General features: G+C 50.8%; 12 protein-coding genes. 3 read left to right on the top strand and 9 right to left on the bottom strand.

Annotated elements, in window-relative coordinates; translation table 11 throughout:
* Positions 1 to 27: 27 nt before the first annotated feature.
* The 3 genes from PQQ86_RS22920 (at position 28) to PQQ86_RS22910 (ending at position 2,218) form a co-directional block, all read left to right on the top strand.
* A complete protein-coding gene (locus PQQ86_RS22920) occupies positions 28 to 249 on the top strand; it encodes a hypothetical protein (protein ID WP_408272030.1) in 222 nt (73 codons plus the stop codon).
* A gap of 1,047 nt (positions 250 to 1,296) precedes the next feature.
* Positions 1,297 to 1,686 (top strand): acyltransferase family protein, encoded by a 390-nt coding sequence (locus PQQ86_RS22915; RefSeq protein ID WP_408279307.1) that lies wholly within the window; start codon positions 1,297 to 1,299, stop codon positions 1,684 to 1,686.
* A gap of 283 nt (positions 1,687 to 1,969) precedes the next feature.
* Positions 1,970 to 2,218 (top strand): hypothetical protein, encoded by a 249-nt coding sequence (locus PQQ86_RS22910; protein ID WP_408272027.1) that lies wholly within the window; start codon positions 1,970 to 1,972, stop codon positions 2,216 to 2,218.
* Positions 2,219 to 2,803: 585 nt separating this feature from the next.
* On the opposite strand, the gene PQQ86_RS22905 is transcribed toward PQQ86_RS22910, so the two are convergent.
* The 9 genes from PQQ86_RS22905 to PQQ86_RS22865 all read right to left on the bottom strand — a co-directional run bounded on the left by PQQ86_RS22905 (position 2,804) and on the right by PQQ86_RS22865 (position 12,406).
* Entirely contained in the window at positions 2,804 to 3,496 is a 693-nt protein-coding gene (locus tag PQQ86_RS22905) for a hypothetical protein (RefSeq protein WP_408272024.1), read from the bottom strand.
* A gap of 66 nt (positions 3,497 to 3,562) precedes the next feature.
* Positions 3,563 to 4,741, bottom strand: coding sequence for a DUF1972 domain-containing protein (locus PQQ86_RS22900; RefSeq protein WP_408272022.1), 1,179 nt, complete (start codon positions 4,739 to 4,741; stop codon positions 3,563 to 3,565).
* Positions 4,742 to 4,836: 95 nt separating this feature from the next.
* Complete coding sequence (locus tag PQQ86_RS22895; protein ID WP_408272019.1) at positions 4,837 to 5,637, bottom strand: glycosyltransferase family 25 protein; 801 nt, start codon at positions 5,635 to 5,637, stop codon at positions 4,837 to 4,839.
* A 39-nt stretch (positions 5,638 to 5,676) separates the two neighbouring features.
* Positions 5,677 to 6,732: a glycoside hydrolase family 5 protein gene (locus PQQ86_RS22890; protein ID WP_408272016.1), complete on the bottom strand. Its 1,056-nt coding sequence runs from the start codon at positions 6,730 to 6,732 to the stop codon at positions 5,677 to 5,679.
* Positions 6,729 to 7,664, bottom strand: a complete 936-nt coding sequence (locus PQQ86_RS22885) for a glycosyltransferase family 2 protein (protein ID WP_408272013.1) — start codon at positions 7,662 to 7,664, stop codon at positions 6,729 to 6,731. The genes PQQ86_RS22890 and PQQ86_RS22885 overlap by 4 nt, the downstream gene beginning before the upstream one ends.
* A gap of 8 nt (positions 7,665 to 7,672) precedes the next feature.
* Positions 7,673 to 9,094 (bottom strand): lipopolysaccharide biosynthesis protein, encoded by a 1,422-nt coding sequence (locus PQQ86_RS22880; protein WP_408272010.1) that lies wholly within the window; start codon positions 9,092 to 9,094, stop codon positions 7,673 to 7,675.
* Entirely contained in the window at positions 9,091 to 9,954 is an 864-nt protein-coding gene (locus PQQ86_RS22875) for a hypothetical protein (protein ID WP_408272007.1), read from the bottom strand. The genes PQQ86_RS22880 and PQQ86_RS22875 overlap by 4 nt, the downstream gene beginning before the upstream one ends.
* The gene (locus PQQ86_RS22870; protein WP_408272004.1) at positions 9,951 to 11,156 is read right to left on the bottom strand and encodes a glycosyltransferase family 4 protein; all 1,206 of its coding nucleotides are present in this window, start codon (positions 11,154 to 11,156) and stop codon (positions 9,951 to 9,953) included. The genes PQQ86_RS22875 and PQQ86_RS22870 overlap by 4 nt, the downstream gene beginning before the upstream one ends.
* Positions 11,153 to 12,406, bottom strand: a complete 1,254-nt coding sequence (locus PQQ86_RS22865; RefSeq protein ID WP_408272001.1) for an O-antigen ligase family protein — start codon at positions 12,404 to 12,406, stop codon at positions 11,153 to 11,155. The genes PQQ86_RS22870 and PQQ86_RS22865 overlap by 4 nt, the downstream gene beginning before the upstream one ends.
* Positions 12,407 to 12,497: the final 91 nt, after the last annotated feature.

The raw sequence follows: 12,497 nt of genomic DNA, 5'->3' as shown, positions 1-12,497 counted from the left end.
AACAACGAGGTCTTCCGGGGTTCTTGCATGACAATGGATGAAGACATCGCGCACGTGGCGCGTGTGATGGCGCCGTCTTTGCGCGCCTTTCGTGGTGAACCTGTGCTGCCACCAGCGTATTGGCGAAAACGACTACAGCGCATACAGGATGAATTCCCCCTGACCGAATTGCAAACGTTTCAAATCGAGCGTTTGCTTGGGGAGTTGGATCGGTTTGAGGCGGAGCGATGTCAGGGATTTCGTGGATGAGTGTCAGGACACAGATTTCCGGCGGCCGGGTCCTGAACGCCAGGAACCGACGCTAAAGATATGTACCTGATGTCAGCATTGGAGTTTGCGATTGTACAGGGATTGGGAGTACGATATTCGCACTCGCCCAGAGAGGTACTCGCTCCGCCATTAATTCAAGCATGATCAAGCCGGTACCTCTGTGAAGCGTCCACGGGTCGGCGGGAGATACCTTTCACTTGAAAAGTCCACCATCTGCCGGTCAGTTGCATCAGAGTCATCAGATACCGGCGATCCGTTTTCTCACACGGGCCAAGCCGCCGGCATGCTCGAAAATAGAAAGCCCCTAGCTGACAAAACACTCAAGGACGCGGCCGGGGTGCAGGCTTGTACCGCGAGTCACGTTGTGTCGCGATGAATAATTCCTCTGTCGGCAGACTACGCCTAGAGATGACTATGCAGGTAACAGACCGTAACGCGGCTGCGTGTTGCGGGGAACATTTCAGTCGTTCGGCCATGCGCTACGTGCCGAAGCAGCGCCGCGCCAAACTTTGCCGCATGGCATGAAACTCGCTTATTCGCCGTGCGCAAAACATATTGAGCTAGCGCATAGCTGGCCAACCAAAACGATCACGCTCGGTTAGTCGAGCAACACACGCGCTACGGAACTTTATGATGCTCACTCTCAAGAGCCTTTCACGGCTCTGCTTTGCTTGGTGCATCTTCTACATGATATTTAGTTGTCGCACTGCTCTATGGGTCGGACGCCGACACAACGGGAGGAGATTTCTGCTTGAGTTCCAGCCACAGAGGGCCCGAGGATCCAAAGAAGCAATGCGGGCAAAGTTACTAAGGCGGATCGGGCTCAGTGCTGCAGTTGCGCTTCCGCTTGGTCTCTGTACCTTCGTTGTTTCTGTGATTGGAAATCTGTAGATCTCGCGTGTCATGGGCAGCAAGCGGCGGCACGTGATATGCCTGCCTAGAAGCAGTAGCCATGCCGCTCGCTACTTGCCTAGATGAACAAGTCAACAGGCGCCACCACCTCAACAACACGATGAAGAAAAAAACCTGCTGGGCATTCAAGTTCTGAGGGGCATTGCAGCGCTTCTCGTCGTGATGCTTCACGCCGTCATCGCGGCACGCGGCTATCACTGGAATGTAACTGATCTTGAACAGACCGGGCTATTTGGACAAGTCGGGGTCGACATCTTCTTTGCTATCTCCGGCTTTGTCATGGTACTCACTACATACGACAAGGCACCGGGTTGGACGTCAACCAGAAAGTTCATCGCCGACCGACTTGTGCGCATCGTTCCTTTGTATTGGATACTGACCTCAGTCATGGTCGGATTGCTCGTCTGTGCACCCCATTTGTTCAACAGCCAGCACCTTACGACAAATCGCCTCGCCTCATCATTCTTCTTCCCATATCAAGAGCCCGATGTTGCCCATGCCTAGGTTAGCGGCCCGAGACCCACGTCCTCGCGTTGCGCTTCACGCAGATCCACGACAAGCTGACACTACTGGCATTCGCTGAAGACAAAACCAACAACAGCGCCGTTGACCGCTAGCTCCAAGTAAATGTCACGGCAGTACCGTCTATCGGGTGCTTCGGGAGAGCCATTCTGGTTCCCACCAAAATGTGATGGGAACCAGATGCACAGGTGTTCATGCTGGGCTCTTTGGGGAGTTCGGTAGGGACTAGGACAAATGGGGTACGACGGCCCACGGCAACAGTTCGTTGAGCGGTTCGGTGGGATGGGTCGTGGATCTGCCTCTTAACGAATCAGGCGAACTTGACGTGTGTAACGAAACCGTCAAACGGCAGTTTCGTGATGGAATCATCGACGGCATCTACAAAGCAGCCCGCGATGCAATCCAGCACCCTGAAGCATTGCGCGAGCGGGGACAACGATGCATTGAACGCGTGGCCTCCGAGCATGGCCAGGTTGCCTATGCCGATCAACTGAGTCAGCTCTACGCCTCGTGATCCTCGCTGCCGGTGAAAACCATCACCTTCAACTAATCCGATAGCGCCGCATTTCAGCCTCGGACACGACAATCCGCGCGTTCGCCGCGTCAAGTGCGGCCATTACTTCTTCTGATCGCGTCAACGTGCCGGGTGCGCCCGCTGCATCACATCTGCGTGGTAAATACCGTTCTGACCTCCGCGCTATTCCGATGGCTCGTGGCACTTGCGAGGGAACGTTTGTCTGAAAACTAGGTCAGTGATCGTCAGCGAACATACGCACGGTTCGTCAATCTGTACACTCTGGAAACGTCTGTAAAAGCCCGTCTGGTAAAACGGCAAGCATTTTGAAATACATGGAGTTCGCATGCCCCTACGCTGGATTATCAATATCATGCTAATGCCGTTTCTACTAATTGCAGTGGTCTGTGCTGCTTTGGTTGCACTATCCATAGCCAGCTATGACGAACTGCTTGAACGCGCGCGCCGTTTCAGGCAGTCCTAGAGTTCTCGACTCGTAAAGACAAACTTCCAAATACCGAAAAGCGACGCTCTGCCGGGTCCGCCGCTATCGCCAACCACGCGCGGATTCTGCCTGAACAATGCCTATCGACCCAAATTAGAAAAACCCTGACTGCCCGCTACGTTACTCCCCGGTGTACTTCCACCGAGATCGGATTGTAGTAGCTCATCCGATACGTCCGTACTGCCCGTACTGCTAGACATCTTGTCTTGCATAACTCTCCCCGTGGCTCCACTTTCCATCCCGACGCCGGCAACTGTCGCCATACCGGTCCCCTTAGGCATACTCAGGCCGCCGGTCGCGCCGATCCCGATTCGCGCGCTGGAGCCCGCCCCCGTCCGCCCACTCGCACCCGTGCCGCCACTCATACCGGCTATTAAACAGGAAGAGTTTCGTCTTTGCCCCATCCCCAACTTCTGCCCGATGCCGCCTGCCAGCATACCCAAAGCTTGTTGAGTCTTTCCGCTCGAAACCACGGAAGGGTCAAGCGTATTCTCTGCGAATGAGTCTGGCTCGGTATAGGACTGTTCCTGATATTCGGACTCTTCCTTTTCGGCCGCAATCCGGTTTTTTCGTCCCGTGTATCTAATACGATAGTGTCCCCTCAGGGCATCGGCTTCTGCTTTGCGTGCCGACAAATTCGATACCGTAAAGGTGCCTTCTCTGTAGCCGGCTTGATCTAAAGGCGCCATGGAAAGTACATCGCCTTGAACCTGAGCACGCGCGCAAGTAGCCAAAACCATGTAGATTATCAAAGAAGCGATTTTTAATTTCATACACCAACCCCGACAGTCGAATACCTTCAAGATCCTTTACAGTCTGGACACAACGACTCCAGTCAATCACATCTCATCGCCCTCGGGCATCACCCCTTCTGCTCTGCCTGGTTGCACGGCGTATTTCGGATAACGCCGAGCATATTTCTCCAACAACCTCTCATAATCAACGAGTATCTTGCTCCACTGAAACTCTTCCTCGAACCGCTTTAAGCTCGCGGCACTTAAACGATCGACAAGCTCGTCGTCGGCCAACAGTTCGGAGATACAAGCGTTGCATTCTTCGACCGTCGAGAAAAATCTCGCGCTATCTCCAGCCACCCAGCGGTTGAACCGATTGTTATGCGCGATCACCGCGCACCCGGCACCCAACGCTTCTACAAGAGATGGGTTCGTGCCGCCCACCTGATGCCCGTGAAGATAGAAGCGCGCATTTGCGCGAAGCGCGCTAACAGCGGCATGGTCATAGATTGCGCCTGGGAAAATTACTTCCTCGCTTGCGGCGTCCAGAACCCTCCGGTGATACGCATTCTGCTGTCCGTTATAACTTCCCAACACCATCAATTTGGCCTGCCGGCGGCGTTGTGAGAATGCGGTGACGATCTCCAGGATCGAGTTCTCGGCTTCCGGTCTCGCTATGAGGATGCCGTACGGCACGCCTGCAAGATCGTATTTGCTCAACACGGAATGCTGACGATCACGCGTTGCCCGGTCAGCGCCGTAGACAATCGTTGTGATCTTTTTTCTGGACACCCGTGTTGCCAGGTGATCGGCAATCGACGGATGGTCGGCTATCAAATGGTTGCCAACGAGGCAACCAATCCGCTCGTTCAGCCATAGCCAAACTTTCGCCGGCGCGCTCCACTTTATTCGCTGCCACTCAAGTCCGTCCATGTTGAAAATATTGTTTATCCCAGACAGACGAAGACAGCTTGAGAAAACCGCTGTGTTGTAACCGAGTGTCAACACTACATCAGGCCTCGCCTCGATTACATGACGCACGGCCTTAAAATCGAACGCCATCGTGCCCCACGCGCCAGGCGCATTCGTGGAAATCGTAACGCGCCGCACGCCTTTCCATTCGTCTATCTCGCAAAGGTTCTCGGCAGTGTCCGCCTGGCAGTAAACGGTCACTCGCCACCCTTGCTTCACCAGATAAAGTGCCAAACGCTCCGCAAAAGTTTCAAAGCCACCATGCCGCGCGGGAATCCCGCGCGTCCCCAGAATAGCAAGGTCCTTTTTCATTATTTGATTAAACCATTTAATTTTTAAAAATCTTAACGGAATCAATTTCCCCGAGCCCGCCCCAAAAGGCCTCGCAAATCAATTCTGCCCAATGCCTAGATGTCTCGAAAAATTCTCCTGTATCCATTCAAAAACCCGCACATGGAAAAAAATATCGAACGAAACAAGGAGAATCGCCCCATCAAATAATTTAAGTAATCTTCGATAAGCTTATTACGATCTTTGAAACTCTGGTTTATCAGCAAAGCCCTTTCAGCTTCAATGCTGCTCCCGGCATGCTGAGCCGGATGCGAGAGCACGTCGCAAAAAAGCACTTCGCCTTTTGAGCATTTCAAGAGGGAGGCCCAATCGTCCGCCTTGTGCAACACAGCGGATTGCCTAGCAAGCAAATCAGCCGCCATGCCTCTAGACAATACGTAACAGGCCGTTCGCCACATTTGCCGATAGGAATGCTCGTTGACTGTGAAAACACCGGGCTCGCTCGAATTTCGCTGCTTGCCGAAAAGCCACCTGCGTGAGCGCAGCCCATCCTGCGCGCCACAGCAAAGCAAAAAGTCGTTATCCAGTTGCCCCGCAACGCGCACAATTCGGCTGATGTCTTCGTCGCACCCCTCGACATCATCCTCAAGGATTAAAGCCATCTTTTCGCCAGTATTAAGAAACTGCCGATACGCTTCAAGATGGCTCAGCGCACAACCTACTTCCGCCGGGCTCAGCAATTCGCCTTTCGAACGGTAAAGCGGAGCGGCAAGCTGGAAATACTCTCGCGCGCTTATCGAACGCCCATCGACCGCGCTAACAATTTCAAATGCTTCTGACGCTTGGGGAAATCTGCCTTTTAGCAGCTTCCTCCGGGCTTCATCCTGCGGCAGTGAAATCAAAAATGTTTTCATCATATATGCTATTCGCACTCAATTCGCACGGCACACGGGAATCTATTTGTTTTTTAAAGCACCAATAATTGTGTTCATTCTGACGGCTCTCCCATTCGAAGCCACGCGTAAAGTCGTTTGCTGGGGATTCCAAACCGGATTTTCCTTAAATGCGTGGAAGGCCCAGCCAAACGAAAACTGATCCATGACATCAAGCAGGTCGGCGAGATAACGATCCCCATCATCGCCCGATATGACGCTTGCACTAAACTCCCCAATGAAAATCGGAACATGATTAGCGTCACCATACTGCCTCGCGACGACGAGGGTGGTCCGGATCTTATTCGCATCCCACTGCTCTCCCGCAATTTTCCCGGGGTAATGAACCGCTGCGGAGAACTGCGGCAGTACGCCTTCATGTGTCAATTCCATTGGCGTGTACATATGGGGACTTACAACAATCCGATCCGTACGTGGAAGCTTGAGACGGCTCAGTGCGGAAAAGAAACTGTCGTAGCCCCCCTGCGCGTTAAGCTGCCTCGCCGGCTCGATAACGATGTATGCCGTTTTATTGTTAGCTCGGATTACCGTGACTAACGATTCGACAAACTTGTTCCAATCAAAATAGTTATTGTCGGCCGAGGGTACCGCTGTTACAGGTTCGTTCAACAGGTCCAATCCCAACACTGCCTGATCGTCGCTTCGATAGCGCTGCGCAATCTGAGCCCAAAGTGACTTCAATCTGTTCTGAAGCAAATCGGATGACCAGAAAACATCATGTGGCGACGTCGTGTATCGATTCTTAAATCCCGGTAGCGCATGGGGATCAATAACAACGGCTAGATGATTCTTCTTCGCGACCTCGATTATGTGGTCAAGTTCCTTAAACGTGGCCTCATTGCTCTTATACGAGCCAGTCAGGCTTAACAGCGGCGAGTCACCGAATGAAACGCGAACCACACTACATCCGATGCTCGCGATATATTCGATATCCGCATCGGACACATTTGGAGTCACATTAAAACCTCGAGCTGTTGCCCAATCGAATGCAACAGCCGGCATCGAGGTGAGCGCCAGCAAGCACAAAAAAACACCTGCAATTGATTTTTTTGAAATCATTTCACCAGCGCTCCTCTCACGCCGTAAAACGCCGTCTTGCATGAATTTATGATCTTTCGCCCAACAACAATTCTGGCGAAATCTGCGACGAACTTTCTGACTTTTACCGCGCGAAGGAAAAGTGCGGCGATCAATATCCCAGCCGCCTTGATACGCTCAGAAAACGGACCATTCGCCAATTCCGGTGCAATTATGATTGCCATGAATCCTAAAATTGCACCTTTCGACAAATGATCCCCGTGTCGCCCAATCCACTCTTTCGAACCATCGTTATCTACGAGTGAAGAAACACGATTCGTTTTCGAATCCTGATACCAGATCGTCTCAGCGCTTTCAACAAACACAAATTCAGCACCAATCAACTGCAACCGAATCGCCAGATCCCAATCCTGATGCTTTAGCAGTCTCGAATCGAATAGACAGCTTTCGAAAAGCTCTTTCGACATGAACAGCGAACTTGTCTGAATGTGCCCTGAATTCTTGAACAGGTAGTCGCCGACCTGTTCTCCACGCCCAATTCCACGAGCAGGTTCCATAAACTCTTTGCCGTCTCGCCTCACCAGCAGCCTTGTATAACAAACCACAGCCTTTGGGTTCCCGCGCTCCAAAACGGTTTTCATTTGAGTTGCCAATTTCCCTGCCAGCCACTCGTCATCTGAATCAAGAAATGCTATGTATTCGCCACGCGCCAAGGTACCGCCTTTATTCCGCGAGGCGCCTCCCTTGAGGTTCCTGTCATTCCTTAAGTATCGGACGCGAGGATCATTTATCGTCCTGACGACTTCTTGCGTGCCGTCAGTTGAACCGTCGTCTATGACTATTACTTCAATATTCGTCCAGGTTTGTTTAAGCGCACTTTCTACCGCGCGAGCGATAGTAGCCTCGCGGTTGTAGGTAGGAATGACAACACTGATAAGCGTATTGCTGTTCATCACTCCGCCTAGGCACGTTTCTCGGCAAATGTAAAAACTGTCTTTTTTATCCACCCAAAACCCATCAGCCCATAAACTGCCGCTCCTACGGCAGATACCAATATCGCGAGCGGCAACGCGCTCATTCGGATATCGATTAATTTAATCCGCAGCACAGTCATGCAAACCATCATCACGGCGCAAATCGCAAGCGGCCTCGAAATTCTCGCCAGCAAGTACGAGATACCTGAGTCCAGATGTTTCATGGTTGCGGTCATAGCCACGAAGAAATTGATCATGTTTGCAACGGCATACATTGCAGCGACATGATTGACATCCCAGAAGGCGCCAATAATGAACCCACCAACCTGCAGAACCGTCGCAATCAACCCGAGCTTCATCAATGATTTCGTGTTCCCGGTTGCCATAAAAACAGTGCCGGTGGTACTAACTACTGACTGTATAAATCCAACCGGCGCAAGCCAAGCTAAAACTGGAACCACCGCGCTCCATTTCGCGCCGAATACGACGTGCACGAACTCAGACCTCAGGATCCAGATTCCGCACATCAGCGGGCCCGTGATCGTTACGACCATCATGACGGTATTCAGGTACAGGTTCCGCAGGACAAGTGGTTCATTCTGATGCCGGCTTAGCAACGGGAAGAGTGCCCGGGTGGCTACGAACGTCATGTTTTGTAAGGGAAACAACATGACACGATAGGCTTGGGAATAAACACCCAATTGCATCGCGCCAAGCAGCTTGCCGACGACAATGCTGTCGGCATTTCTCGCGAGATAATTGATCAGATTGAACGCCGTTAAATTTCCGCTATATGAAAATAAGGATTTGAAGGAATCGACGTTGAATTTCCTTACTGGACGCCATCGGCTCAATATCCAGAGTTGAGTCGACGACAGCGCAGCCGCAGTGAGTATCTGCGCCGGCAGGCAGAACACCCCGAACCCAAAATGGGCCAGGAGAACGGCCACAAACAGGCCTGTTCCCGAAGATAGAATTTCAACCCTTGCAAGCAACTTGAACTGCGATTGACGCTCAAGCAAAGCCTGATGGACAGCGGAGCTAGCGGTGATAGGGAAGCTGAGGGCGAGCAACCACAATACCTTCGGAAGATTTTGTGACACAAAGATGTATCCGATCAGTGTGGCCAAACCCGCGACCAGTGCTGAAAGTGTCAGCCCGACTCCGAAATTCAGCCAGAAGACCGTGGCTTTTGCATTCTCATCCAGCTCATCTCTCTGAACAACAGCCGCCGAGGTTCCCAGGTCTCGCAGAAGATTCGCGAGATTGACGACTATCATCGCCATCGCCATTACGCCGTAATCCGCGGGCCCAAGAAGCCTCGCAAGAAATAGCATACCTAATAGCTGCAATCCCACGCGAGAAAATTGGGAAACGGCAACCCATTTCGTGTTGTTAATAAGTGTCATGGGCCGCCCATAAATCCATATTCTTTAATCATCGCCGCAATCTGCACGTCGTTCTCGTCGCTTCCGAGATTTGACTTCCACAGTGCGACCTCCTGGGAGCCGAGCCAGAATTTGACGGTTCCGCTTGATGGGACTTTTCTGACCAGAATGCCTCTGGCTCTCGCCATCCAGTAAAACCAGACGTCGTCAGCTTGCGGGCAAAGGCTTTTCATTCTGTCAACGTTTGTTGCTTCGCCGTCGAAGACGTTGGGTGGGTAAAGAACGCCACCCACTCCCGTAGCAAAATTCAATGGATTCTTTTGCAAAGACTCCGAGCACCAATGCCAACTTCTGTACGTATCGGGTAGACCGTCTGAGTTGGTTTTTACGACATGCATTCGATGACAGAGGATCTCCGGTGAGTTCTCGTTGTAATGCTCAAGCAGATCTGCAAGCCATGTCCGCCAATAGACGACGTCATCATCGGCGGTAACCACCGCCATGTCCTCATAGGCAGAGAGCGCTGGTACCAGCTTCTTATATGACCTCAGGTTTTCGCAGAAGTGAATTTCCAACCCCCAGCTCTGCAGCGCTAGTACGTTGCCTGGCAAGTGCTCCGCATCCTCCTCTGCGATCCAAAGGGCTACCGTGGCCGGTTGCACACTCTGCAAGAGAATCGTCTTGAGCGTTAAATGCAGGGTCCGGAACCTCGGAGGATATGAGGTAAGACTGACGACAACTCTTCGGTCGAGTTTCGTGGTTCGGCGCGTTGCACGGCAGAGAATCCACGTTATTTCAGTCGCCAAATGATCCACCAAAGCTCTCACGACAGAGAGAGCCAACTTGGCGTCTTGCTTTGCAGTTCGCAATCTGTCTTTCATGACATTACCGAGCGATACAGTGCCGACAACTTCTCATAATGCGCGGGTCTGTTAAATTTTCTTTCGACGTTCTTCCTGCCCGCACGCCCCATTTTTTCCAGATCGAGTTTTCCATATGCCATTTCTTCGACTGCCGTAATGAGCTCGTCGACATTGCCTGCCTCGACAAGCGTGGAGTCGTCCCCGGCGCTCAATACCTCAGGCAATCCCCCGATATCGGCGGCAATTACCGGCTTTCCATACGCCAGAGATTCAGCGGCCGACAATCCAAAAGTTTCGTACCAAACAGATGGAACTATGCTTGCCATCGCGCCCCTGACCAAATCGCCCATTTGGTCTCGAGTTGCAAATCCGAAGAATGTCACGTTCGACATGACATTTTTTCGGCAATATTCCTTTGCATCTTCATAGGCACTGCCAACGCCCACAATCAACAGGTTGATATTTTTAATCTTCTTAAAGGCCGCAAGGAGTACCCATATCCCCTTCTCCGTCTCTACGCGCCCAAAATATATGAAATACCGACCCACACCGTACTCAGGAACTATTTCACCAATATCCACAAAATTGTGGATGGTAGAGACTTTGTGTTCCGGAACGCCCATACCTATAACCTTGCCTCGTTGAAAGTCGCTTACAGCTATAAATCTATCTATTTTCTCAATCGATCCAAAAATATAACTAACGTAACTTTCGACCATAGATGCGGCGGATCGCATGACGGATCCCTTATTGCATCGATGCGTGAGGACATTGTGAAATTTAAAATTCGCACACTTTTCACAAACAGAACCATTAGAACTGAGCTGATATGTTGGACATACAACTTTGTATTCGTGTATTGTTTGCACCAGAGGTATAGCGTGACTTTTCACTTCGGACAAAATCGAAGATGAAAGTTTCCCGTAGTAAATATGACAATGAAATACATCGGGACCAAATTCCTTAATGAACCTTCGGACAGCCTTCTTCGCATCGAAGTTGTACACGTATCGAAAAACATCGCCCAAGCGTGGAGAAGAAATTGACACTTCCTTTTTGGGAAAAAACTCTCGCCATTCGCTTTCCTGATTGTCCTTATCTGCACCACAAAACGGTGCAACTTCATGGCCGTAGGCACGAAGCATTTTTTCTGTTTCTATAAGAACCCTGTCAGATCCACCTCGTACGAAGTAGTTCTGCCCAGCCATGGCGATTTTCATGATGCTCTCAGGTAAACCGGTGCACTTGTTTTCGTTAGTGATCGCTGAACCACTTCCCCACTCATTGCCGCAGATATCTCGAACAAATATAAAAAGACGACAAAATGAGAATTGAAGCTAACCATCCTTGACTCAAAAGTATTCTCGAGAATAAAAATAAACATGTAGCCAAAAAATAGCGGAAATGTTTTGTTATTTTTGAGATTCTTAGCAAATATAAAAATCAACAGAAAAACAATTACCTCTCCACACAATCCCAAAGAGTAAAGTGTCTCGATGAATCCGTTGTGCGCGGAGGCCACCAGAAACCCGACCTGCGACGTAAAGTCTGAACCATCAAGACTATTCGTCACGCTCAGTTGATCAAGTCCATAACCCCAGATTGGAGAGGCTGCAACTTTCGCGAAGATATAAAGCCAGATTACATTCCGGTTTGAAAATGTTGCATATTTTTCATCGGGAGAATCCATCCCCAAGGCTATTGCAGCATAGACCGCGAAGGCACTGAGCAATAACAAACCAAGAAGAATTACTAGCCGATAGCGATGGATGAGTTTTCTTATAAATTTGAATGTACATGCCGAGTTGAACAGAAACAGCACGACCACAATCCCGATCGCGGTCGTCGACTGACTTCCAATAGCCAATACAACGGCAAGAACTGCGCTCAAGGCAGCCAATTTATTCGTCGAAATCAACCAGTACCAGAAAGAAATCGAAAATGCGAGCGCCGAGAACGATCCAAGAGAATTTTTGTGAGTAAAAATACCCTGCCATTTCCCCAGATGCTCACCAACCGCTACCCCGTAGTGGGGAATCAGAAATATGTATATAAAACTTGACAACTCGAATATAAGAAATCCCTTTATCGCAGCACGGATCGTCCCGTCCCAGCCAGCCAGCCTAATATGTGTGGCGACTAACAGATATGCTGCCAACAACAGCAATGTCGCACCCAAAGATGCCTTCGGCACCTCTGCCCACAATGCGGAGCAGATCGATAACGCGCCGAGACAGAGCAAGGTCCAATGAGGTCTAATTTTGAATCTGCAGACAATCCACACAAAAAATACGACGGCCAGCGTCACGCCTCCCCAAACAATGGGCAAAGCGTTGAGGGGGCCGCTATAGGGGATAGCATTGTCTAAGCCCTGATCGCGCGCCCCGCCATCTTTGATCAAACCTATGTATGCGCCGAACGACAGTATCGTCATTGCAAATGCCAAGAATCCAACTATTTTCTTAAGCATGTTTTATCTCGAGGGTCACGCCGCCGTTTCCCGGCAGAATCCGATTTGATGTCAAAAGCCTTCGCTGCATACGCACCTCCGGTTCGCCGCA

Source organism: Paraburkholderia sediminicola (genome assembly GCF_046026675.1).
Lineage (GTDB): Bacteria > Pseudomonadota > Gammaproteobacteria > Burkholderiales > Burkholderiaceae > Paraburkholderia > Paraburkholderia sediminicola_F.
This window is presented reverse-complemented; position numbering and strand designations above follow the sequence as displayed.

Coding starts and splice junctions, on each gene's coding strand:
- PQQ86_RS22920 (WP_408272030.1), top strand. CDS start 28: ATGACAATGGATGAAGACATCGCGCACGTGGCGCGTGTGATGGCGCCG.
- PQQ86_RS22905 (WP_408272024.1), bottom strand. CDS start 3,496: ATGAAATTAAAAATCGCTTCTTTGATAATCTACATGGTTTTGGCTACT.
- PQQ86_RS22900 (WP_408272022.1), bottom strand. CDS start 4,741: ATGAAAAAGGACCTTGCTATTCTGGGGACGCGCGGGATTCCCGCGCGG.
- PQQ86_RS22895 (WP_408272019.1), bottom strand. CDS start 5,637: ATGATGAAAACATTTTTGATTTCACTGCCGCAGGATGAAGCCCGGAGG.
- PQQ86_RS22890 (WP_408272016.1), bottom strand. CDS start 6,732: ATGATTTCAAAAAAATCAATTGCAGGTGTTTTTTTGTGCTTGCTGGCG.
- PQQ86_RS22885 (WP_408272013.1), bottom strand. CDS start 7,664: ATGAACAGCAATACGCTTATCAGTGTTGTCATTCCTACCTACAACCGC.
- PQQ86_RS22880 (WP_408272010.1), bottom strand. CDS start 9,094: ATGACACTTATTAACAACACGAAATGGGTTGCCGTTTCCCAATTTTCT.
- PQQ86_RS22875 (WP_408272007.1), bottom strand. CDS start 9,954: ATGAAAGACAGATTGCGAACTGCAAAGCAAGACGCCAAGTTGGCTCTC.
- PQQ86_RS22870 (WP_408272004.1), bottom strand. CDS start 11,156: ATGAAAATCGCCATGGCTGGGCAGAACTACTTCGTACGAGGTGGATCT.
- PQQ86_RS22865 (WP_408272001.1), bottom strand. CDS start 12,406: ATGCTTAAGAAAATAGTTGGATTCTTGGCATTTGCAATGACGATACTG.